Origin of the sequence: Paludisphaera rhizosphaerae (genome assembly GCF_011065895.1) — a bacterium.
Classification (GTDB): domain Bacteria; phylum Planctomycetota; class Planctomycetia; order Isosphaerales; family Isosphaeraceae; genus Paludisphaera; species Paludisphaera rhizosphaerae.
Map to the genome: position 1 here is coordinate 68644 of NZ_JAALCR010000002.1, position 23110 is coordinate 91753.

General features: G+C 66.2%; 21 protein-coding genes. 10 read left to right on the top strand and 11 right to left on the bottom strand.

Annotation, left to right across the window (positions count from 1 at the left end; genetic code table 11):
• Nucleotides 1–152: 152 nt before the first annotated feature.
• From G5C50_RS02885 to G5C50_RS02895, 3 genes are all read left to right on the top strand, one after another.
• Entirely contained in the window at nt 153–1553 is a 1401-nt protein-coding gene (locus G5C50_RS02885; protein WP_165064667.1) for a 30S ribosomal protein S1, read from the top strand.
• Nucleotides 1554–1677: 124 nt separating this feature from the next.
• On the top strand, nt 1678–2031 hold the full coding sequence (locus G5C50_RS02890) for an HPF/RaiA family ribosome-associated protein (protein WP_165064670.1): 354 nt from the start codon (nt 1678–1680) through the stop codon (nt 2029–2031).
• A 27-nt stretch (nt 2032–2058) separates the two neighbouring features.
• A complete protein-coding gene (locus tag G5C50_RS02895; protein ID WP_165064673.1) occupies nt 2059–3012 on the top strand; it encodes a zinc-dependent alcohol dehydrogenase family protein in 954 nt (317 codons plus the stop codon).
• Here the strand turns inward: G5C50_RS02895 and argC are convergent.
• Both argC and G5C50_RS02905 read right to left on the bottom strand, forming a co-directional pair.
• On the bottom strand, nt 3004–4023 hold the full coding sequence (argC, locus tag G5C50_RS02900; protein WP_165064676.1) for an N-acetyl-gamma-glutamyl-phosphate reductase: 1020 nt from the start codon (nt 4021–4023) through the stop codon (nt 3004–3006). The two genes, G5C50_RS02895 and argC, sit on opposite strands and share 9 nt — an antisense overlap.
• Nucleotides 4024–4052: 29 nt before the next feature.
• Nucleotides 4053–6755, bottom strand: a complete 2703-nt coding sequence (locus tag G5C50_RS02905; protein WP_165064679.1) for a hypothetical protein — start codon at nt 6753–6755, stop codon at nt 4053–4055.
• Nucleotides 6756–7032: 277 nt separating this feature from the next.
• Between G5C50_RS02905 and csrA the strand changes: the two genes are divergently transcribed.
• The 5 genes from csrA to G5C50_RS02930 all read left to right on the top strand — a co-directional run bounded on the left by csrA (nt 7033) and on the right by G5C50_RS02930 (nt 12100).
• A complete protein-coding gene (gene csrA, locus G5C50_RS02910) occupies nt 7033–7233 on the top strand; it encodes a carbon storage regulator CsrA (RefSeq protein ID WP_165064682.1) in 201 nt (66 codons plus the stop codon).
• An 87-nt stretch (nt 7234–7320) separates the two neighbouring features.
• Nucleotides 7321–8487, top strand: coding sequence for a glycerate kinase family protein (locus G5C50_RS02915; protein ID WP_165064685.1), 1167 nt, complete (start codon nt 7321–7323; stop codon nt 8485–8487).
• Nucleotides 8480–9442 carry a thiamine-phosphate kinase gene (gene thiL / locus G5C50_RS02920; RefSeq protein ID WP_165064688.1) on the top strand — a complete coding sequence of 321 codons (963 nt, stop codon included), beginning with the start codon at nt 8480–8482 and terminating at the stop codon, nt 9440–9442. Before G5C50_RS02915 ends, thiL begins: the two co-directional genes overlap by 8 nt.
• The gene (gene tsaE, locus G5C50_RS02925; RefSeq protein ID WP_165064691.1) at nt 9439–9930 is read left to right on the top strand and encodes a tRNA (adenosine(37)-N6)-threonylcarbamoyltransferase complex ATPase subunit type 1 TsaE; all 492 of its coding nucleotides are present in this window, start codon (nt 9439–9441) and stop codon (nt 9928–9930) included. The genes thiL and tsaE overlap by 4 nt, the downstream gene beginning before the upstream one ends.
• Nucleotides 9931–10774: 844 nt before the next feature.
• Nucleotides 10775–12100, top strand: coding sequence for a BaiN/RdsA family NAD(P)/FAD-dependent oxidoreductase (locus G5C50_RS02930; protein ID WP_165064694.1), 1326 nt, complete (start codon nt 10775–10777; stop codon nt 12098–12100).
• 3 nt (nt 12101–12103) lie between these two features.
• Here the strand turns inward: G5C50_RS02930 and G5C50_RS02935 are convergent, their stop codons facing one another.
• From G5C50_RS02935 to G5C50_RS02965, 7 genes are all read right to left on the bottom strand, one after another.
• Complete coding sequence (locus G5C50_RS02935) at nt 12104–13210, bottom strand: MlaD family protein (RefSeq protein ID WP_165064697.1); 1107 nt, start codon at nt 13208–13210, stop codon at nt 12104–12106.
• A gap of 34 nt (nt 13211–13244) precedes the next feature.
• On the bottom strand, nt 13245–14048 hold the full coding sequence (locus tag G5C50_RS02940) for an ABC transporter ATP-binding protein (protein WP_240906933.1): 804 nt from the start codon (nt 14046–14048) through the stop codon (nt 13245–13247).
• An 11-nt stretch (nt 14049–14059) separates the two neighbouring features.
• Complete coding sequence (locus tag G5C50_RS02945; protein WP_407673483.1) at nt 14060–14911, bottom strand: MlaE family ABC transporter permease; 852 nt, start codon at nt 14909–14911, stop codon at nt 14060–14062.
• Nucleotides 14912–15095: 184 nt separating this feature from the next.
• Nucleotides 15096–15377 (bottom strand): hypothetical protein, encoded by a 282-nt coding sequence (locus G5C50_RS02950; protein ID WP_165064706.1) that lies wholly within the window; start codon nt 15375–15377, stop codon nt 15096–15098.
• A 394-nt stretch (nt 15378–15771) separates the two neighbouring features.
• Nucleotides 15772–16923 (bottom strand): Sua5/YciO/YrdC/YwlC family protein, encoded by a 1152-nt coding sequence (locus tag G5C50_RS02955; RefSeq protein WP_165064709.1) that lies wholly within the window; start codon nt 16921–16923, stop codon nt 15772–15774.
• A gap of 26 nt (nt 16924–16949) precedes the next feature.
• The gene (locus tag G5C50_RS02960; RefSeq protein WP_165064712.1) at nt 16950–17246 is read right to left on the bottom strand and encodes a YbeD family protein; all 297 of its coding nucleotides are present in this window, start codon (nt 17244–17246) and stop codon (nt 16950–16952) included.
• A 489-nt stretch (nt 17247–17735) separates the two neighbouring features.
• Nucleotides 17736–18650, bottom strand: a complete 915-nt coding sequence (locus G5C50_RS02965) for an NAD(P)-dependent oxidoreductase (protein ID WP_165064715.1) — start codon at nt 18648–18650, stop codon at nt 17736–17738.
• A 161-nt stretch (nt 18651–18811) separates the two neighbouring features.
• Here G5C50_RS02965 and G5C50_RS02970 point away from each other — a divergent pair, with 161 nt between their 5' ends.
• Together G5C50_RS02970 and G5C50_RS02975 are read left to right on the top strand one after the other, a co-directional pair.
• Entirely contained in the window at nt 18812–20350 is a 1539-nt protein-coding gene (locus G5C50_RS02970; RefSeq protein ID WP_165064718.1) for a glycine hydroxymethyltransferase, read from the top strand.
• 4 nt (nt 20351–20354) lie between these two features.
• Nucleotides 20355–20723, top strand: coding sequence for a rhodanese-like domain-containing protein (locus tag G5C50_RS02975; RefSeq protein WP_165064721.1), 369 nt, complete (start codon nt 20355–20357; stop codon nt 20721–20723).
• Here G5C50_RS02975 and hflC read toward each other — a convergent pair.
• Together hflC and hflK are read right to left on the bottom strand one after the other, a co-directional pair.
• Complete coding sequence (gene hflC / locus G5C50_RS02980; RefSeq protein WP_165064724.1) at nt 20714–21844, bottom strand: protease modulator HflC; 1131 nt, start codon at nt 21842–21844, stop codon at nt 20714–20716. The two genes, G5C50_RS02975 and hflC, sit on opposite strands and share 10 nt — an antisense overlap.
• Nucleotides 21841–22866, bottom strand: coding sequence for an FtsH protease activity modulator HflK (hflK, locus tag G5C50_RS02985; protein WP_165064727.1), 1026 nt, complete (start codon nt 22864–22866; stop codon nt 21841–21843). Before hflK ends, hflC begins: the two co-directional genes overlap by 4 nt.
• Nucleotides 22867–23110: the final 244 nt, after the last annotated feature.

Genomic DNA, 23110 nt, shown 5'->3' on the forward strand with positions numbered 1-23110 from the left:
TGCGGCGGTTTCACCCCCTAGGGACCTCGCCTTGGCTCGGCGCGGCCGAGCGGATAGGCTCGACGGTTGAATTTGAGACGAGGCGTCTCTGCCGTCACCGGTTGAGCGTCGTCGTTTCAGCCATGTTCTCGCCAGGAAGACGGACCCGACCCATGCCCGACGAATCGAACGCCTCGATCACCCCCGGCACGGCTCCCAAGGCCGGCCCTGACGCCCCCGCCCCGCTCTCCCGGGAATCGCGCAACGCGGCCATCGACCAGGCGATGGAGCAAGCCATGGGGGCCGCGAAGCCCCACGCGGCGGAGGGCCCTCTCAAGCGGCAATGGGACGACGAGCTGGAGGCGGAACTGGAGGCCGCGCTCACCGGCTTCGACCCCCACACGTTCGACGTCGCCCCCGGGCGTCGGCCCCGCGAGCAAAGGCTGCCTGCCGACGGCCGCGACCGTGGCCAGGAAGGCCGTCAGGGCCCGCGCAAGGGGAAGGTGATCGGAGTCCGCGGCAAGAGCCTGTTCATCGACCTTGGCGGTAAGAGCGAAGGCGTCGTCCCGCTCGACCAGTTCGAGGGGGAGATTCCCGCCGCCGGCGCTGAGCTCGAGGTCGTCGTCGACCACTTCGACCGCTCCGAGGGGATCGTCCACCTGCGCCTCAAGGGGGCTGCGGTCGAGGCCGATTGGAGCAACCTCCGCGAGGGCGTGATCGTCGAGGCCCGTGTGACGAAGACCGTCAAGGGGGGCGTCGAGGTCGACGTCGACGGCATTCGCGGCTTCATGCCGATCAGCCAGATCGACCTCAACCGCGTCGAGGACGGCTCCGACTACGTCAACCAGAAGCTCAAGGCGATCGTCACCGAGGCCAACCCGCGCGAGAAGAACCTGGTGATCTCGCGCAAGGCCCTGCTTGAGCAGGAACGGGCCGAGCTTCGCGTCAAGACCTGGGCGACCCTGGAAGAAGGCCAGACCCGCGAGGGCGTGGTCCGCTCGGTCAAGCCCTTCGGCGCCTTCGTGGACGTCGGCGGCGTCGACGGCCTGCTGCCCATCGGCGAGATGAGCTGGATCCGCGTCGCCAAGGTCGAGGACCTCATCCGGCCCGGCGACAAGGTGCAGGTCAAAATCCTCCGGATCGACCGCGAGGCCCAGAAACTCACGTTCGGCCTCAAGCAGCTTCAGAAGAACCCGTGGGACGATGCTGAGCGCAACTATCCCCGGGGGACGATGGTGAAAGGGAAGGTCTCCAAGCTCATGGAGTTCGGCGCGTTCGTCGAACTGGAGCCGGGGGTCGATGGGCTGATCCACGTTTCCGAACTCTCCCCCACCCGGGTTCGTAGAATAGCTGACGTCGTGCAACCCGGTCAGGAGGTGGAGGTCCGCGTTCTCAAGGTGGACGCCGACGACCGTCGCATCAGCCTCTCGCTGTTGCCCCTGGCGAAGGATCAGGTTCCCGAAGAGGATGAAGAGGAAGACGCGACGCCTCCGCCGCCCAAACCCGAGCGTAAAGTTCCTCTGAAAGGCGGCCTCGGCGATCGAGACCCGTTGTTCCCGAAGCTGGGCTCGTGATTTGCAACGACGTTAGTTGAGCGTCGCCTCGGCCGCTTGAATCGAGGGCCGGCGCGACGTATCTCTAAGATGGCGGGGGCCTCTCTCCGGCCCTCCGCCCCATGCAGTGACTGTGAGGATTACGATGCATATTCACGTCATCACCGACAACCACATCCACGCCGGCGAGCATCTCGTCGCAGGCATCACCCAGGGGCTTCAGGACTCGTTCCAGCGGTTCGAGCACCAGCTCACCCGCCTGGACGTCCACCTGGCCGACGTCAACGGCCCGAAGGGTGCCGGCAACGATAAGCGTTGTCTCATCGAGGCCCGCCTCGCCGGCCACCAGCCGATCGTCGCCAGCCACCAGGCCGCCACGGTCGACGAGTCGGTCGACGGCGCGTCGGAAAAGCTCTTCCGCGCCATCGAGACGACCCTGGGACGCCTCCACCACGCCAAGGGGAATCAGACCTCGGCTGGCGGGGATCAGGTGATTTGACGTTTTTCCGCGACTGAGCTACCTCGAATGGACCGGTCGGCCGAAGCCCACGCGGCGCTCTGGTACCGCCGCTTCGGCCCGCCGGCCGAGGTCCTCTCGCTTGAGCAAGCTGATCGGCCGGCTCGCATCCCGGGACGCGTCCGCGTTCAGATGACGGCCGCGCCGATCAACCCTTCCGATCTCATCCCCATCACGGGCGCCTATCGCCATCGCGTTGAGCCGCCGCAGGTCGCCGGCTACGAAGGCGTGGGCGTGATCGTCGAGGCCGACGACACCCACTTGCTCGGTCGTCGGGCTCTTCCGCTTCGCGGAGAGGGCACCTGGCAGACTTCCGTCCAGGTCGTTCCCGAGCGGCTCATCCTCGTGCCCGACGACATTTCAGACGATGTCGCCGCGCGAGCCTACATCAATCCGCTCGCAGCCCTGCTGATGCTGGAGCGGTGGCCAGCGACCGATCGGCGGATTCTGCTGACGGGCGGCGGTTCGTCGTGTGCGCGACTGCTCGGCGCGTGGGCGCTCGCCGATGGCGCCCGCGAGGTGGTCGCCGTTCATCGCTCGCCCGGCCATTCTGCCGCACTCGCCGGCCTGGGCTTTCGCCCGATCGCGGAGGACGATCTCGCGTTGCCCGCGATTGCTCGTGGGTGCGACCTCGTCTTCGATGCCGTGGGAGGAAACGTCGCGGCCTCGATCCTCCCTTACATGGCGCGCGGCGACTTCGTCTCCTACGGCCTGCTTTCGGGCCAGCCGTTTGGGTGGCGAACCGACGGGGTGAGGATCCACCGGTTCCACCTTCGCGACGGCTTCGAGAGCATGGCGGACTCGGTCTGGCGCGGCTGGTTCGATCGGCTTTGGCCGCGACTTCGCGTCGCCCCCATGCCGGCTGTGCGCCGCTTTCCCATCGAAGAATGGCGAGCGGCGCTGGCGGCCTTCGACGAGCCTGGGAGGAGTTTCAAACCGTTGCTGGAGTTTGGATCAGAATAGGGCGGCCGTTTCGGGGGCACCGATCATCAGGTTGAAGTTCTGCACGGCCACGCCGGCAGCCCCCTTGATGAGGTTGTCCAGGCAGGAAAGGACGAGGATCCGACCTCGGACGACGCGAACCGTGATGTCGCAGAAGTTGGTGTAGGCCGAGTCCTTCGTCCCCGGCAGGTGGGTGACCACGCGGACGAAGGGGCTGTCGGCGTAGAACGAGCGGTAAAGCTCGATCAGGTCGTGCTCGACGGCCGTTCCCAACGGCCGGGCGTAGATCGTGGCGAAGATGCCGCGGTCCATGGGGATCAAATGAGGCGTGAAGAGCACCTCGACCGGGTCGCCGCCGCCGGCCGCCGTGGAGAGAATCTGGTCGATCTCCGGCGTGTGGCGGTGTCTGCCGACGCTGTAGGCCGAGACGCTCTCATTGCATTCGGGGAAGTGGAAGTTGAGCTTCGGCGACCGCCCGCCCCCCGAAACGCCGCTCTTGGCGTCGATGACGATGCTGTTTCGCTCGACGAGGTTTTTCGCGACCAGCGGCGCAAGGCCCAGAATGCTCGCCGAGGTGTAACAGCCGGGATTGGCGATCAGCGAGGCCGACGGAATCCGGCTGCGGAACAACTCGGGCAGGCCGTAGACGGCCGTTTCGAGACCCTCGGCGTCCGTGTGGGCGTGGCCGTACCAGTCCTCATAGACCTGGGCGTCGTTCAGTCGATAATCGGCGCTCAAATCGATCACGCGGACGCCGCGCTCGCGGAGCGACGGGACGATCGCCATGCTCGCCGTGTGCGGCAGGGCCAGAAAGGCGAACTTGGCCTTCTCGGCCACGCGATCGGCGTCGAACGGCTCGCAGGTCAGGTCGATTCGCCTGGCCAAGCTGGGGTGGAGCGCGTCGAGCCGCTCGTCCTGGCGCGAGGTGGCGACCGTCACCTTCGCCGACGGATGCTTCAGCAGGATCTGGATCAGTTCGCGGGCCGCGTATCCCGAGGCCCCGACCACCGCCACGCCGACAGGTTCCGCCACGTCTCGATCCCTTTCCCCGCGTTCCTGGTTCAGACCGTCGCCGGCCGAGCGCCCCGGCGCTCACGCCTCATTGCGTAGAGTATCGCCAAGGTCCAGGCCGTCCAGCAAGCTCCCGAGGCCCACAGCCCCTGTCGAACGTCGATCGCATCATACCGAAGTCGCAAAACGCGGCCGGATTCAGCGCCGGGGTTCCAGGTCACCCCGATCCAGGCGCCGCCCCCCTTCCCGACCCGGAAGACCGGCAGGATGTTCGCGATATCCTCCGATCCGTTCGGCGAGACGAGCGAAGCCCGCCACTGTGGATCGTAGAGAACCGAGAGCATCACAGTTCCCGGCGAGTCCACGTGGATCTCCCATTCCGTAGGCGAAGGAGCCTTCGCGGCGAGCGGCCGAGCGGTGTCGAGAACGCCCATGACGGTCCTCGGGTCGCCGTTGAACTCTTCGGGAAGGCTGTCTGTGGTGGACCACGCACGAGGCGCCTCGGCTGTCGTCAGAACCTGGAATGAATCCGCCCAGGGCAGCCGGTCGGGGTTCCAGTCGTCGCCAAAGAGCCAGCGGGCGAGGGCTGGATCGGCGATCGTCTCATACGGCTGAGGAGGACTGATCCCGCGAGCCTGCATCGCGGCGACTTCGATCGGATCAAGCACGCGGAGGCTTGCCCCCGTCGCACGTATCGCCAGGAGCGCGAGATCACGATTGAGGCCGGGATCGAGCGAGCCTCGCGCGACGTTCCCCAGCAGCGTCTGGGCCGGCAGGTCGAGCGTCCGATACGCCTGGACGGGGGCCTGCGCCGCGGCCATCCCCAGATTCCGCATCGGGTCGATCAGCCTCGTCCCCCGAGGCTCGCGGCCGAGCCGGGCCAGTACGGGGCTTTGCTCTGCCAGCGACCGCAATGGACCGACTTCGACGTAGCGATGGCTGCCCAGCAGGAGCAGATCGACGACCGTCAGCAGGACCAGGATTGCCGGAACGTGGGGTCGCAGCCGCGGCAGAGTCGCCGCGACGAGGACGGCCGACAGGATCGCCAGTGACGCCCACAGCTCGTCGCGGTAGATCTCGAACCGGCGCTGTTCGAACGATCGAACGTCCCGCGGGGTGTTCGACCGCCGAAAGCCCGCTCGCTCCAGGACCGCTGGAATCTGGGGATCGGCCGTCGGCCGTCGCGCCAGGGCTGCGACGCTCCGGAAGTCGGGGTCGCCTTCCCAGGGGCGGAGCGCGAACGCTCGCTCGAACAGGCCTGCGGCGGCTCGGCCCGCCGAGGGGGCTGTCGTCATCAGGCCCAACTCGATGAGTCCCAGAACTATCCCGATCCCGATCAAGGCCCCAGCCGACCCCAGAAGCAACCCGGAGATGGGCCGAGCCCACGTCCGCCAGCGGTCGACGCCGATGCCGGCCAGGATCGCCAGGGATAGGGACATCGGCAGCCCCCATCGTGCAGGGGCGCGGAAGAACGAGAAGCCGGGGAGCCGAATCAGCCAGCCGAAGCCCGGGACGTATGGTCCCAGGCTCAGGATCAGCGTGACGATCGCCACCACGGCGAGGCAGCGCACGGCTGCCTCACGTCGCCACTCGCGCCGGACCGTCATCAGGGCCAGGAACAGCGGGGCGATCCCGACGTACGCCAGATACTCCTCGGGAGACGTATGGAACGGGTCCCAAACGAGAGGTCGCCAGAGCGGCGAGCCGTGAAAGAGCCTGGGCGCGACCAGGCTGATCAGGTGAAAGGGCGTCGCCGCGAAGCCGGAGAGATACTCGTAATCCCGGCGATCCGCGGCCATCCCCGCCAGTCGGGCCGTCGGCCAGACCTGGGCGGCGGCCATCGGCAGCACGACCGCCAGGGCAAGCATCACCAACCCGATGCATCGGATCGACCGGGTTTCGAGCAGCCTCCAGGCGGCCATCATGCCGACCGTCGCCTGCGTCATGAAGGCGATCTGGAAGTGGCCGGGGAGGACCTGGATCGCCAGTACGGCGGAGAGTAACAGGGCGTCGCGAAAGTGCGATCGTTCCGACGTCTTCCCTCCTGGAGGGGGAAGACAGACCGCGAAGCGGTCAGATGAGAGGGACGATCGGCGTGGGGGATCTGAAGACGAATCGGACGCAGCGCCTCCTGGATCTCCCCCCCTCATCCGGCCCTTCGGGCCACCTTCCCCCTCAAGGGGGGAAGGCCGTTGATCGTGTCGCCGGGCTGCCCCGTTGAGGATCAACCACGCCAACCCCCAGGCCCAGGGCGTCCAGGATCCGGTCGTGTACCCCCAGGGATGCGGCATGTGGATGACGAAGAACCCCGAGGCCGCGTATACGAAGCCCGCCAGACCTGCACCCAATCGACCAGCCCCAAACACGCGGGCCGCCCAGCAGGCCCCCAGGCCGGCCCAGAGCGTGTGTAACACCAGGCTGAGGACGTAGGCCCTCTCGACGCTCAGCAACCCGTACAGAACGACGTGCGGCGGGTAGAAGGCTCCGATCTGGCTCTCTCCGACTCCGGGGAAGCCGTAGCCCCATAGGTCGTTCCAAACGGGGAGCCGGCGCTCGGCCAGGGCCGAGGAGAGGGTGGCCATCAGGCCCAGGAAGAACTGGGTCGCGTCGCCGCCGACGGGCATCGCGGTTCCCAGACTGAACGGCGTCAGCCAGATGAGAAGGGCGAGGATCACAAACCCGACGCTCCACGCCGGCAGACTGCCGCCAGGCGGCGTGGAGTCGTCACGTAGCGTCGTCGCGGCCTGTTGCACCCGTCCTCGCCCTTTTCTGGAGGTAACTTTTGCAATTGTCCGGGCGATCTTACAGAAATCCGGCTTGACCGTCACGGACGCGGCCATGCAGAAGCCGTCTAGACTCCAGTTTTTCCTGCGAAATCTCAGAAGAAATCGAACTATCGCAACGTTCGCGACGTCTTGGCATGTGAGGTGCTTTAAGTCACACCATCGAGCCCGAGACGTTCTGGAGAATGTCGCGGGACGCAACCCGAATCCGATCAAACTCGTAAGAACCCAACACGGAGGATAAGTCATGCTGGTCCTGAGCAGGAAGTCGGGCGAGGCCATCCAGATCGGCTCGGACATCCGGATCGTGGTCGCGAAGATCGAGGGCCATCAGGTCCGCATCGGCATCGAGGCCCCGTCGAGCGTCTCCATCAAGCGTCAGGAGATCTGCTTCGAGCTGCCGAGCGAGCGCGAAGCCGAGCGGCTCATGCAGGCGGTCAGCGCTTGACGCCCGCCGGTCGGGCGCGCCCAAACTGGAGGGGATGACGGGCGTCGACACCCGACGCCGCATCGCCTTCGGCGCGGGTGGAAATCGATGCGGTTCTTGATCGCCCCGGACAAGTTCAAGGGGAGCCTGACGGCCTCCCAGGCCGTCGAGGCGATCGCCCGAGGCGTCCGCTCAGCAGACCCCTCGGCGGAGATTGTGAGCGTTCCCATGGCCGACGGCGGCGAAGGCGTCGTCGAGGCACTGGTGACGGCCACCCAAGGCGAATTTCGAGTGACCCGCGTCACGGGCCCGCTCGGCGAGCCGGTACAGGCCCGTTACGGACTTCTTGGCGACGGCCACACAGCCGTTGTGGAGATGGCCCAGGCGGCGGGGCTGGTGCTCGTCCCGAAAGAACGTCGCGACCCGGGCAAGACCACGACCCGGGGCGTGGGCGAATTGATCCGCGAGGCCGTCAAAACCGGGGCGCGTCGCATCATCGTCGGCATCGGCGGCAGCGCGACCAATGACGGCGGCGCGGGGATGGCTCAGGCGCTCGGCTACCGCCTGCTCGACGCCCAGGGCCGTGAGATCGGCCCCGGCAGTGGTGCGCTTGCGGACCTCGACCGCATCGAACCGGGCGACGGCGCGAAGGCCCTCGAAGGCATCGAAGTGGCCGTCGCCTGCGACGTGACGAATCCCCTCTGCGGCCCGAAGGGCGCCTCTGCGGTCTACGGCCCTCAGAAGGGCGCAACCCCGGAGATGGTCGCGCGTCTCGACGCCAACCTCGCACGTCTGGCCGAAGTCGTCGCGCGCGATCTGGGACCCAGGATCGCCGATCTCCCCGGCTCGGGCGCGGCCGGCGGGCTTGGCGGCGGACTGGTCGCCTTCGCGGGCGGGAAGCTTGGGCCGGGGATCGACCTCGTCGTCGAGGCCGTCGGGCTCAACGAGGCAATGCAACAAACGGATCTCTGCCTGACCGGCGAGGGCTCGCTCGACGCTCAGAGCGCCTTCGGCAAGACGGCGGTGGGCGTCGCGCGCGTGGCCAGGCGGCATGGCGTTCCCTGCTTCGCCCTGGTCGGCTCGATCGGCGAAGGGGCGGCGGAATGCCTGGACGCTGGGCTGACCGCCTACTTCCCGATCCTTCCCGGGCCGATGGATCTCGACGACGCGATGGCCCGTGCCTCGGAGTTGCTCGGGGCGGCGGCCGAGCAAGTGGCGCGCGGCTTCCTCGCCGGTGCGCGGGCAGCTTCCCGGAGGAGCGCCGGTTGTGAGTGACCAACCCCTCGGCGAGTTCGGTCTGATCGACTGGATCCGCTCGCGACGCTCTCCGCTCACCGCCGAGCAAGGCGTCGTCGCCGACATCGGCGACGACTGTGCAACGGTCCGTTTTCGCGATCCCTATACGGTCGTGACCACGGATATGTTGATGGACGGCCGCCACTTCATCCTCGACCGCGACGGACCGGAGGCGGCCGGTTACAAGGCGATGGGAGTGAACATCTCCGACGTCGCCGCGATGGCCGCGACTCCCCGCTTTGCGACGGTCGCCGTCGCGTTGCCGAGGCGTGACACCGTGGCGATCGCCCGAGGGTTGGACGCGGGGCTCCGTCGCATGGCCGACCGGTTCTCGGTCCACATCATCGGCGGCGACACCAACGCCTGGGACGGCCCGCTCGTCGTATGCGTCACCCTGTTGGGGGAGACCTCGCATCTGGAACCGGCGAGGCGGTCCGGGGCGAAGGTCGGCGACGTCGTCTTCGTCACGGGTCCGCTCGGTGGCAGCCTTTTCCGAGGGCGCCACCTGCGTCCCGAGCCGCGCGTGGACGAAGCTGGGGCCTTGCTCAAGGCGGGCCCGATCCACGCCATGATCGACCTGTCCGACGGCCTCTCCTCAGACCTTGGGCACATCCTTGAAGAGAGCGGAGGCCTGGGAGCGGTCCTTGACGAATCGGCCGTACCGATTCATGCCGACGCCGTCGACATGGCACACGAGGACGGCGCTCCGCCGCTTCTTCACGCGTTGAACGACGGCGAGGACTTCGAGCTTTGCTTCACCGTCCCTCCCGAAACGGCCGACCGTCTGTCGACGAGTCCGCCCCAGGGTTTGACGCTGCATCGCCTGGGCGTCATCACGCGCGAGCCTGGCGTCCGCCTCAGATCGGTCGACGGCCGTGTTTCGTCAGTCGAGCCCCGGGGCTTCGACCACTTCCGGGAGGCCGACGTCCGATGAACATTCGCAATGGCGACGACCACCTGGGGATCGACCTCAACGACGAGGCCGACACCGAAACGCTCGGCCGTGCTCTGGCCGACGTGGTGAGCCCAGGCGTGGTGATCGGCCTGGTGGGAAACCTGGGAGCCGGGAAAACGCGGCTCGTCCGGGCACTCGCCGAGGCGCTCGAGGTCGACCCCGACGCCATCGCCAGTCCGACCTTCGTCCTGATTCACGAGTACGAGGGGACGATGCCCGTCTACCACTTCGACGTCTACCGCCTCCCCTCCCCCGCCGCCTTCGAGGATCTCGGGCCGGCCGACTACTGGTCGGCCGGGGGGGTCTGTCTCGTCGAGTGGGCCGACCGCGTCCCCGACTCGCTCCCCCCCGACGCCTGGTGGATCACCCTTCAGGCCGTCGATCCAACCCGCAGAACCGTGCGAATCACCGCTCCTCCGAGCGTCAGGGAACGACTGGCCGCTCTTCTTGAAGCCGCTCCGCATTAGGCTGTCGTCACCGGAAGAATCGGCGGAATCAGTCCGGGAGCGCGTTCAGCATCCCCGATTCATCGCACAGAATGCGAGAATAGAAACCCTAGTTATCTGAGGCGCGGGAACTCTCCTCGGCGACGTCGTGGATTGCGATCGTCCGCGACGTGGAAGCTTCTCACGCCAGCCTTGCCGATTGCTGCGGAACGAAGGCTAGGATGAATGAAAAGCCCCTGCGAAGCTGTCGAACGAACCCAAGCTCGATTCGCGGAATCCGAAGTCTAAGTCATGTTAGAATATTTAATTGCGACGAACCGGGGCGGGCGTTGGGACTCGCAAACGAACCCGCTTGGGCGAGAGCCCCAGCATCGCCACAGAGATGCGGCTCTCGTTCGATCTGAACGCTTCTCACTCGCCACCACCAGAACCCACCAAAGGCCATTTCAGGATGACCGACTGGAAACGAGTGCCATCGCCACGCTGGCGTGGCGATGGCACCCAGATTCGTTTTCCGTCGGTGGTGTTGAGGGAGGAGTGGCCCGCTTCGGGATGCGAGTCGACCTCAGCCACCGGTCTGAGGCGTTTCCACAGCCTTCGCCGATCGCAGTGCCAGGCAAGCGAAGCCATGGCGCTCAGGCCCTCTCCGCTTTCCTTGCCGATCGGCGAGTCGTGGTCAAAAAGTGGACGAGCGAACCCAATCGGCGAAGGGGTGGATTCGGCTCTTACACTCAATTGTTAAAAGGCTTGCGGCGATCGGCCTGGATTAATGTCGCGGCGGAACGAACCCAATCGCCGGCTTCCTTTCGCGGAACCTGCGTCGAACGCGAATCTCGGCCGGAGTGCCTCTCGGGGAGCCCCTGCGATGTCGCTTGAGGCCGACCCCCTTCGGTATGACGTGGCCGTCCTCGGCGCGGGGGCCGCCGGCTTGATGGCCGCAGCGCGGGCCGCGGAGTGTGGGGCTCGCGTGGTTCTCCTGGAGAAGAACCGCAAACCCGGCGTGAAGATCCTGATGTCCGGCGGCACGCGTTGCAACGTGACCAACGTCGGCGGGCTGTACAACCGAGGCCGGATCACTGGTCCCGTCGACCCGGCGATCGACGTCGCCAAACGCGGCGACGTTCGGAGGATCCAGGCCGCCTTCAGCCCCGCGGCGGGCGCGTTCCTCGGTCCGGCCCTAAGAAAGTTCGACGTCGACCGGACCGTCGCCATGTTCGAGGAGGAGGGAGTCCCGCTGAAGGTCGAGGCTAACGGCAAGATCTTCCCGGCATCGGACAGGGCCGTCGACGTTCTGGCAGCGTTGATGAGGCGGTTGGAGCGCTCGGGGGCTGAGGTCCGATATCTCAGTCCCGTCCAGAGACTGGAGCGAGTCGATGACGGGTTCCGAATCGAGCCGCCAACTGGGGCGCTGATCGCGGGGCGGGTGATCCTGGCCATCGGCGGCCGATCGTATCCCGGTTGCGGCACGACGGGGGACGGCTACGCGATCGCCCAGGCGTTCGGACATACGATCGTTCCGCCGCGCCCGGCTCTCGTCCCTTTGAAAGTCGGAACCGCGTGGGCGACGGAGCTTCGCGGCATCAGCCTGCCGGACGTCGTGGTCTCGGTTCACGATTCGTCTGGGAGCAAGCTGCTGGAGCGTCGCGAGGCGATCCTCTTCACCCACGCCGGTTTGAGCGGGCCGGCGGTCATGGACGTGAGCCGGGAGGCGGCGGCCGACGCTGGCGATCGGCGCGAGCTTCGGATCGACTTCTTTCCCGACGTCGCCCGTGAGGAAATCGATCGACGCCTTCAGGCCGGGGCTCGGAAAGGAAAGTCGGCCGTCGCGTCGATCCTTTCGGCGGATCTCCCGCATCGGCTGGCGGAGTGCATCCTGGACGAGTGCGGGATCCCTCGGTCACGAACGGGGCCGGACCTTTCACGGGACGAGCGGCTACGGCTCGCCTCAGCGTTGAAGGGGCTGGCGATGCCCGTCGTCGGCACGTTGGGTTACGAGAAGGCCGAGGTGACGGCGGGGGGCGTCGAACTGGCGGAGGTCGACGGGAGGACGATGGAGAGTCGGATCGCGCCCGGGCTGTTCCTGGCGGGTGAGGTCCTCGACGTCGACGGCTGGATCGGGGGCTACAACTTCCAGGCCGCGTGGAGCACGGGCTGGCTGGCGGGGGAGTCGGCGGCGAAGGGCCTGACGTAAGGCTCAGGGTTGCAAGGCGCCCTTGGCGATGGCCCCCGGATTGCGCGAGACCTTGTCGGCGAACTCGCGGAACGAGACAAGCGCCAGGCGGAGTTGGGCCAGGGCCTGATTCGCGGAGACGGCCATCGTGTTGAGGTTCTCGTACAGGTCCCCCTGCGTCAGCAGTCGCTGGAGCGAGCCCGCCGTGTTCAGCCCTCCTTGCTTGTTGCGCAGGGCGTTCGAGAGCAACTCCATGTCGGAGGCGATCCGGTTGATTCGGCGGATCGTCTGGCCGAGGTCGGTCGTCGGCGTCCGATCAACGGCCGAGCCCAGGTCCTTCATCAAGGGGGAGGCGTCGGCGAGCGCGCCGTCGAGGCGTCCGGAGGCGGTTGAGAGCTTGGCGATCGCCGTTTTGAGCGCGTCCTGCGTCGGCGCGTCGAGGGTGCTGTTGAGGCTGTCGGAGACCTCCTGGATGTTCTTCAGCGTCTTCTTCACGCCGGCCTGGTTCTCGTCGATGAAGCTGCGGATGCCGACAGAGGCCGTCGACAGATCCTTGCCGGTGGTGCTCCAGGTGTCGAGGAACCCGTCAAGCTTGCCGGCGCTGGCCGAGAGCTTGGAGAGCCCGGCGGCGGCTTCCTGGATCGTTTTCAGGGTGTCGCCGGCGTTCTCGAAGACGCGGGTCGCGGCCTGGAGCGCCTTCGAGGGATCGGTGGCGACTTCGCCCTCGATGATCGGCGCGTCGGTGGGGGAAGAACTGGTCTCCAGCAGGCCTTCGCCTTCGCCGGGAAGGAGGTCGACCGTGACGTCGCCGATGAGCGAGCGCGTCAGCTTGGGGATCGATCCCTTGCGGATCTTGTACTGGCTTTCCAGAGCCAGGGTGACCAGGACGCCGTCGGGCTGGTTCGGTCGGTCGTCGAAGACGATGTCGACGACCTCGCCGACCCGAATGCCGCTCTTGCGGACGGCCACTCCCTGCTGCACGCCGGGGGCCTCCGAGTAGTGGACGCGGATGTATCCGCGTTCGCGGAGGAGTTGGGGAGATTCGCCGAACCAGACGACGAGCATGGTCAAGACGAGGCCCGCCACGATGACGAACATCCCGAGCCGAAACTGCATGACGCGTTCGTTCATGAGCAACCTCGAATCCTTCTCGGCGCCTCGGCTCTCAGCTCTCCGCTCGATTCTGGGCCGCCAATTCGCGGAGCCGCTCTCCGGCCTCGCCGCGAACGAACTGGCGGACGCGCGAGTCGGGGGCGTCCTCCAAACCCTGGGGAGGGCCGTCGTAGATCAACTGCGGCTCGCCCCGACCCAGCCGAGCGAGCGGAAAGAACATCACGACGCGGTCGGCGACCTTGGTCACCGTGCGCATCTCATGGGTGACGATGATCCCCGTCTTGTGGCCGCCCCCCTGGGTCTGGAGGATCAGCTCGTTGATGACGTCGGTCATGATCGGGTCCAGGCCCGTCGTCGGCTCGTCGTAGAGCATGACCTCGGGATCCAGGGCCAGCGCCCGGGCGAGGCCCACGCGCTTGCGCTGGCCGCCGGAAAGCTCGGCAGGCTTCTTGCGTTCGAGGCCCTGGGGAAGTCCGACGTCCTGCAGCCGCTCGGCCACGATCTTGGCGACCTCGTCCTCGCCGCAGACGGAGTGCTCGCGGAGGCCGAACGCGACGTTGTCGTAGACGCTGAGGCTGTCGAAGAGGGCCGCCATCTGGAAGAGGAAGCCGAAGCGGAGCCGAAGCTTGACCAGCTCTCCCGGAGTCATTGCGGCCACGTCGCGGCCCTCAAAGAGGATCCGACCGCTGGTGGGCTTGAGCAGCCCGATGATGAGCTTCAGAAGGACCGTCTTGCCGCAGCCGCTCTCGCCGATGACGCAGACCGTTTCGCCCCGGCGGATCGTCAGGTTCAGACCTCGCAGAACGCGCTGATGGCGGAACTGGATGGAGACGTCCTGGAATTCGATCAGGTCCATTCCCGGCTCGCTCATAGCAGTCCCGTACTTTGCGGCCAGATCGAACGGTAGGCGGTATTCCAGGCCAGGCCGAGGACGAAGTCCAGGAAGAGGATCGCCATGAACGAGAAGACGAAGGCCTCGGTCGCGGCCTTGCCCACTCCCTCGGCCCCAGCGCTGGAGTTGAAGCCGCGATGACAACTGATCAGCGCGATCGCCGCCCCGAAGAAGAAGCTCTTCAGGACGCCGCAGAGGATGTCCAGACCCTCGACGAAGGCTCGCGAATTCGCCCAGTAGGCGAACGAATCAACCCCCATGACCTGGGTGCAGATCGCCGCTCCTCCGATGACCCCCATGAAGTCGGCCATGAGCGTCAGCAGCGGGATCAGCAGGAGACAGGCCAGGAATCGGGGCGTCACCAGGTAGTAGATCGGGTCGGTCCCCAACGCTCGAAGAGCGTCGATCTGTTCGGTGACCCTCATGGTCCCCAACTCGGCGGACATCGACGATCCGACGCGGCCGGCGAGCATCGTCGCCGCGAGCACCGGCCCCAACTCCTTGACGAGGGAGCTGTTGATTACCGAGCCCATCTTCGTCGCGAGGCCCATCAGCTTGAACTGGTCGTAAGCCTGGACGGCCAGCACCATGCCGATGAAGGTGCCGGTGATCGCGACGACCGAGACGCTCTGAACACCCACGGCGTAGAAGATCGGCACCATCACCGACCATCGCGGACGACGCCGGGCGACCCAACTGAGAGTTTTGAACGAGAAGGAGGCGACGTCGCCGACCTCGGCGACCTTGTCGAAGACGTGTCGACCCAGGCGATGGACGGCCGTCTCCGGGCCTCCAACAGACTCCGCCTCGGGACCGAGAACCGCCACGGCCATCTCGCCACTCCATTATGCGACCGCGGCCCCATCCCGGCCCGGCGCAGGCAGCGACGAAAGACCGGCTACGGCCCGGCCATTCTCAACTTTCCCCCTCGCCTTGGCAAGCCCGACCGCCCTCGCCGTCATCGGCGGGTGCATGGTCAGGGCTTTGAGCCCGTTCCACGAAGGTCGGCGTTCAGCGGGCGACCCGGACGAAAACACATCCGTCGTGGATGCAGATGTCGGCTTCGATCCCCTCCAAACCCGGCAGAACGACTTCCATGTAGCTGAATTCCGAATCGCGATAGCGTCGAACGGTCCGCCCCTGCGGGCGCGAGTTTTTCAGCGGTTTCAGCTCCGCGAGACGCTCCATCAACTCCTGAACGGCCTCCGCCACACTGTTCAGGGGCGGGGCCTCGGCAAGGGCGGGCCGGGCGGCCGATGGCAGCCCGATCGTACGGGGAAGCGGCTGTGGCATGACGAAGTCCTCAAGAATTGACGCGATCGAGAGGTGGAGACGACGCCGGCGCTTAGGGCCGACAGGGGCGGAGACAGCCTGAGGCGACGACCGGATCGGTCTTCGCGCGAACGACTGAGGGTACTCCGACGCTGGTCTGGATTAATTGCGGTTGTCCAGGGTCGTGTGCATGCGATCGAGTCTGAGGGTTCCATCCCACAACGACACTTCCGACTAACCCCCCCTGCCATGGGGCGGCGACCCGGTCGTATCACTCAAATCAACGCGAGAATTCAAGCTTAGGATCGGGACTTAATATAACGCACGCCATCAAGGAGTGAAGCGCAAAATCCAGAATCCATCCAAATAATCTCGCATGGCTCGTCGTAAAGCCAGAAGACTCTGAACAGATGTGTCAAGCGAGCATGGAAGCGGGGGGGAGTCCAAGCTCATTAAGGCGATGGATGAGCATCCGCTCGATCGCTTCGGCGGTGCGGCGATAGGTGATTTGGTCGGAACCAATCGGATCGGGAACATCGTTCCCTTCCGGGTCCAGGAGTCGAGCGGATGGTTCAACGTCGGGGGCGGCGTCGAGAAGTGCGTCGAGGTGGTCGCCGGTCATGGCGAAGAGGTGATCGGCCTGGCGGACCAGCTCAAGGGTGGCGGGACGGCTGCGGTGGGCGTCGAGCGAGCCCCCCATCGTGCGGAGGACCTCCATGGCGTGCGATGCGGCTGGGGCGCCGTGCGACGCCGCCACGCCGGCGGAGACGACCAGGAATCCACGCTTCTCCAACTCGCCGATCGGACAGCCGAGGCGGCGGGAGAGGAGCACCTTGCAAATCGCCTCGGCCATGGGGCTTCGGCAGGTGTTTCCGGTGCAGATGAAGGCCAGGATGATCCCGGAGCGTTTTGTGAGCGTCCCCTCGTCGATGGCGCCTTCGCGGATCATCGTCCAGCGATCCTCGTCGATCCGGACCGCGGTGGCGACTCGGCCGAGCCGCGTCGGGCCTGAGTCGACCGCCATGTCGACGCCGCTCATGGTGCGCAGCGGTTCGGCGGTCGTGGCGGGAGTGAGATCGGCGTTGCGCACCAGGCTGAGCACCAGCGGAGCCGGGCAGAACTGGAGGATGTGTCGCATGAACAGGTCTTCTGGGCACCGTAACGCGACGTCTCCCTCCGGGGAGATCATGGCCTGGACGTCGGCCGGAAGGCGCGCAAACAGGCCCTCGGCGCCGGGACGACGGAAGACGAGCGCCAGCGGGCCGGGCCAGGACCGGCGAGCGAGTCGGGCGCCGACATCGGGCAGTCCTGGGATCCAGTCGGCGGCCTCGTCGGCGCCCTTGACCAGGATCGTCAGCGGCCGGGGTTCGGCGTCTCCCCTTTGGGCGCGAATCCGAGCGACGCCCTTCGGGTTGAGGGCGCTGGCGGCCAGGCAGTAAACCGTCTCAGTCGCAAGGCCGACGACGCCGCCTTGCGCCAGGCAGGCGACCGCCTGATGCACCGCGTCACGAGGGTCGTCGCATTGCGACAGGTCGAGCCAGAGGGGCGAAGATGGGCTGGCCGTCATGGCGTTCCCGAAGTCCGGCGACGTGGTCAGAGCAGAAGCGTCAGGCCGCTGACGCCGTGAATCGCGGCGTAGATCGAGCGGACCTGTTCGGCGTTCTGGACCGTGAGATGAAGGGTGACGGCGATGTGCCGACCTCCCTTCGTTCCTCGCACGGAGTAATCCAGATCCGACGCCGCGGGAAGGTGCTCGGAGACCGCCGCCACCACCCGATCGGCGAAGTCGCCCTCGGCCGAGCCGATCGCCTTGATGGTATACGTCCCGGGGAACGAATGGGTCGATTCGAGGAGGTCCACCGAGGGCCGATGGTCCGGGTGCTTGTCCATGGCTCTCCTCCTCCGCAAAGGCTGGCGACGTGTCCGCATCACCGCGTTCGTCCCAATCATACGCCCCAAACCACTCCTCCGAAAACCCGCCACGGCGATTTTCGGTTCGGAAGAATGCAAACGCCCGGCGCGACCGGCTTCAACGCAAACAGCCTCGGCACCGAGCGAAGGCTCGGGGCGAGGCTGTACGCGAATGTCTCGGGAGAGAGGGCGGCGGCAGTCCTAACTGCGACCGGCCGGCAGGAGCGAGGCGTCGTCCTAAAGGCGGCTGCTGCGGGGACTGGATACGCCGCCAGCTTATTTCTTGCGGTGCCGGATCCGGCTGCGCATCCGGCGCTTCTTGCGACCGACCTTCCGGCGACCTTTGCCTCGACGACGACTGGCCATGCGTTCTCCTTGGGTTCCAAGACCGACGCGGACGAAGGGGCCGGCGCGACGGCTGGTCCCTCGATGCAAAACCCTATTCTATACCGCAAGAAGCCTTTCGGCTCAAGCGCCCTTCCATTCGACTCGCGACAGATCGGCCAGAGCCAGCACCAGCGCCTGCGTTCCTTTGCGGGCCATTCCCTGAGCGGCGACGGCCCGATAAAGCTGCTCCGCCAGGGCCAGACCAGGGAGCGAGAGGTTCATCCGACGCGCCTCGCCCAGGGCGATCCCCATGTCCTTCAGGAAATGCTCGACGAAGAACCCCGGCTCGAAATCGCCGGCGACCATCCTGGGGGCGAGGTTGCTCAGGCTCCAGGAGCCAGCCGCCCCTCCCGAGACGCTTCGGAGCACCGTCTCGACGTCCAATCCCGCCTTGTGGGCGTAAAGCAAGGCTTCGCAAACGCCGACCATGTTTCCGGCGATCAAGGTCTGGTTAACCAGCTTGGTGTGCTGGCCCGAACCCGGCCCGCCTTGATAGACGATCGTCTTTCCCATGGCCTCGAAGAGGGGGCCAACCGATTCCGCGACCGACCTCTCGCCGCCGATCATGATCGACAGCCGACCCTCGCGGGCGCCGATGTCCCCGCCGGAGACCGGGGCGTCGAGCGAATAGACCCCCCTCTCCTTGGATCGATCGGCGATTTCGACGGCCAGGGCCGGCTCGCTCGTCGTCATGTCGACGAGGACCGAGCCGGCGGCGGCTGCCGAAAGCGCCCCCTGCTCGCCCAGGATCACCTCGCGCACGTCGCGGGGATACCCCACGATCGTGAAGATCACGTCGGACGCCTGGGCGACCTCGGCGGGCGAGTTCGCGGCCCTGGCGCCCCTGGCGACCAGCCCTTCGGTCTTCAAGCGTGTCCGGTTGAAGACGGTCGCCGAGTAGCCCGCGTCGATGAGCCGGCCGCACATGGACGAACCCATGACGCCTGTTCCGATCCAGCCGATTCGCGTCTTCCCCGGCTCAATGCTGATGTTCATCCGACGCCTCCGCGCGTGACCAGATACCTCGCGGCCTTGAGGCTCGCGAGCGCCGGCCGATACAATCTAGCTTTGCGACGGGACGATTATAGCCCGGCCCTGCCTCTGCGCCAGTCTGCGGCGGTCGGCCTCCCCCCGGCTCGTTCGATTCAAGGGACGACATGCGACCTTCTCTGATCCAGAGCTACCTCTCCGGCAAGTCGGCCGGCGACGTTTCCCCCGCTTTTCTCGCCTACCTCGCCAGTCTGGAGACCGTCGCCGGCGTGGCGCCCGACGTCGCCCGAGCGATCGTCCAGGAACTCGCCGACCAGCGTTCGAACATCAAGCTGATCGCCAGCGAGAACTACTCGTCGCTCGCCACCCAACTTGCGATGGGGAACCTTCTGACGGACAAGTACGCTGAGGGTATTCCGCACCACCGCTTCTACGCCGGCTGCGACAACGTCGACACCGTCGAAGATCTCGCCAATGTTCGGGCCCGTGAGCTGTTCGGCGCGGAACACGCCTACGCCCAGCCCCATAGCGGCGCCGACGCCAACATGGTCGCTTTCTGGGCGATCCTTCGCGCTCGCGTCGAACTACCGAAGATGGCCGAGGTGCTCGGCCTCGAAGACGCCTCGAAGCTCGTCCCCGCCGACTGGACGAAGATGCCGATCGAGCAGTGGAACAAGGTTCGCCACGCGCTTGGCAATCAGCGGTTGCTGGGGATGGATCTGGCCTCGGGCGGCCACCTGACGCACGGCTACCGGCTGAACGTCTCGGGCAAGATGTTCGAGTCCCACGGCTACGTCGTCGACCGCGAGACCTTCCTGCTCGACTACGACGCCATCGAACGACAGGCCGTCGAAGTCAAGCCGCTGATCTTGCTGGCCGGCTTCAGCGCCTATCCGAGGAACATCAACTACCGCCGGATGCGCGAGATCGCCGACAAGGTCGGAGCCGTGCTCATGGTCGACATGGCCCACTTCTCGGGCCTGGTCGCCGGTAAGGTCCTGACGGGGGACGAGAACCCGCTGGCTTTCGCCGACGTCGTCACGACAACCACCCACAAGACCCTGCGTGGGCCTCGCGGCGGGCTCGTCCTCTGCAAGAAGGAATTCGCCGAGCACGTCGACCGGGGATGCCCGCTCGTCCTGGGCGGTCCCCTGCCCCACGTCATGGCGGCCAAGGCCGTCGCCTTCACCGAGGCCCTCAAGCCCGAATATCGGGCCTACGCCGCCAAGATCGTCGAGAACTCGCGGGCTTTGGCCGAGGGCTTCAAGGCCGCCGGCCTGAACGTCATCTCGGGTGGTACGGACAACCACCTGATCGTGGTCGACGTGGCCTCGACTCTGGGCGTCACCGGTCGTCAGGCCGAGGACGCCGTCCGGCGCTGCGGGATCACCCTGAATCGCAACCCGATTCCCTTCGACCCCAACGGCCCCTGGTACACCAGCGGCCTCCGCTTCGGCACCCCCGCCGTGACCACGTTGGGCATGGGGACCGCCGAGATGAAGGAGATCGCCGAGGTCGTCAAGCTCGTCGTCACCAACATCGTTCCGGCTGAGGGCAAGTCGGGCGGCAAGGACAAGGCGAAGTATTCGCTCGACGCCAAGGTCGAGAAGGACGCGAGCGACCGGGTCGCCAAACTGCTCGGATCGTTCCCGGTCTATCCGGAGCTGGACCTGCCCTTCCTCAAGTCCCAGTTCGACGCGAGCTGATTTGATGCCGACCGGAGTTCCCGGCCCGATCATCGAACTTGCACCGACGACGCTTCGTGATCGGCTCGCTGCTGGCGAGCCGATCACGCTGCTGGACGTTCGTCAGCCCGATGAACGGACCTTTGCGTCCATCCCCGTCCCAGCCACGGCCGGCGACCTGTTCATCCCCATGCGAGAGGTCCCGGATCGCATCGATTCGATCCGGGAAGCCCTCGAACGCGGGCCGGTGGTCGCCTACTGCCATCACGGCGTACGGTCGATGAACGTCGCGCAGTGGCTCGCCGCCCAGGGACTTGAGGGAATCCTCAACCTGGGCGGCGGAATTGACGCCTGGTCGATCGCGGTCGACCAGGCCGTCCCTCGTTACTTCTGACTGGCGGTCACCGAGGCCCCTTCGGGCTTCGGCGCCTTCATCGGCTCCAGCGACTTGATCATCCGAAGCAACTCGCCGTCGGTGGTGAGGATGAGCCGCGTGTCTCCCTTGAAGGCTTCCTTGTAAGCGTCAAGGGTTCGGCTGAAGTTGTAGAACTCGCCGGCCTCGCTGATGGCCTTGGCGTAGTCGTCGATGACCTCGGCGTCGACCTTGCCCCGGATGACGTTCGCTTCCTGCTTTCCCTCGCCTTCGATCTTCTGGACCTCGGCGTTGGTCCGGTTGATGATCTCCTTCTTGCGCTGTTCTCCTTCGGCGATGGTCCTCGCGGCGATGGCCTCCATGAGCGAGATCGCCCGGTCGAAGGCCGCCTCACGGACCTGAGGAACGAACTCGATCCGGGAGATGCCGACGTCGACAAGCTCGATGCCGCGGCCCTTGGACTGGCCGTCGTTCGTTCCGTCGGCGGCGAGCGCTCGCTGGGCGGTCTTCTTGATCTGCTCCATGATTCGTAGACGCCCCAGGGCGACGGGTTCGCGGGCCTCGGGCGGGACCAGGAAATCAGGCACGTCGGGATCGGTAGGAGCGGCCGGCTGCTTGGCCGTGTCTTTGGGGCGAGTCTGAGCGTCGAGCGCCGCGGCGGCGACGACTTCCGGCGGCAGGCCGAGGGTGTAGGTCATTTTGCGGTCGGTGCTGCGGATGATCTCGGCCAGGTTGTGGGTCGTGATCGTGTCGCGGGCCGTGCTGCGGACGAACTCCTTGACGCGGGATTCGCCGTTCGGGAGCGTTCGGAGGGTTCGAACGAACTGCGCTGGGTCGGTGATCCGCCAGACGGCCCAGAGGGTGACCTCGATCTTCTTGCCGTCGGCTGTGGGGACGTCGACGAGCTTGGCCGATTCCGTCCCGTGCCAGATCTGGAGCGTCTTCGGCAGGCGGAGCACCTCCTGGATGAAGGGCGCCTTGAAGTAGAGCCCCGGCTTCGTGACGCTGGCGACGGGCTCGCCGAACTGGAGCAGCACGGCCAGCTCGCGCTCGCTGACGATGTAGCAGACGCTTCGGAAAACGGGGATGGCCAGAACGAGGGCCAGGCCGATCACGGCGACGAGTTTTTGGCGGGGAGTCACTTGGCCGCCTCCGGCTTCTGGTTCAGGTTGAGGATCGGCAGCGCTTTGTTCAGGTCGGCGTCGACGATCGTCTTGTCCTTCACGGATTCAAAGAGCGTCTGCATGGCCTCCAGGTAGAGCCGCTGACGGGTGACGTCCGGGGCTCGCTGGTACGCGTGGTATCTGGCCAGCAGGGCCTCGATTTCCCCCTGGGCTTCGGCCTTGGTACGGGAAGCGTAGCCTTCGGCCTCGCGGATGAGCTGGTCTCCGCTGGCGCGGGCCTCGGGGATGAGTTTGTTGCGCGTGGCCTCGGCCTCGTTCTCGAGTTTCTGCTTGAGCTGGATCGAGGCGTTGACGCGATCGAACGACGGCTTCACGCGGTCGGGCGGGATCACCTGCTGCATCTGGAGAGCCGTCACGGTGATGCCGCAGTCGTAAGCGTCCAGCATCCGCTGGGTGTCCTCGCGGGCCTGCGCGGCGATGTCTCCTCGCTTGGGACCGATCATCTCGTCGAACGAGTAGTCGCCGACGAGGCGGTTCATGACCGTCCGAGCGACGAAGGTGAGCAGGTCTCGGGCCGACTGATCGTCACCCTCGCCAGGGAACCGAAAGAGATAGCTCGACGGCTCGCTGACGCGCCATTGAACGGTCCACTCGACGGAGGCCGTGTTGAGGTCGCCGGTGAGCATCAGCGTCTCGTCGTCGTCGGGATCGGCCGGCTTTCGTGCAACGGATGAGGTCGAGATCATGTTCGACCAGCCCGCAGCCGGCTGAGGCGGCGGCCCGAACGGCAGCGAGAGCCCGTGCTCCTCAACGCTCACCTTCATGACCTGGTCGACGATCGGCAGCTTGAAGTGCAGCCCCGGCGGGGTCGTCGCCTTGTACGCGCCAAACCGCAAGACGACGGCCTGCTCGTGGGGTTCCACGGTGTAGCTGAAGTCCGAGATCAGGAACAACGCGATCAGAGCCCCCAGCAGCCAGGGGATGATCGGCAGATAGCGCCGCCAGGCGTCGGAGGGGGGCCCACCGCGCCGGCGTCGCATGGCTTCTTCGAAGGAGAAGGAATCCATGGAAAGACAACCTCTGTTTCGATTCTGGGCTTCATAGGGCGGTAAACCGCTGTCTGAAAGAGCAGTTCGTCGGAGAAGCGTCGTCCTTATCCAGGGCCAATCCGATTCCTCTCGATGCTCAACAGCGGATCGAGTGCGAAACGAGCCGGATTTGCGCGGCGTCGCTGCCACAGGCCGCATCGGGAAGACGCTTTCTTCCTAAATAGGATAAAGAATC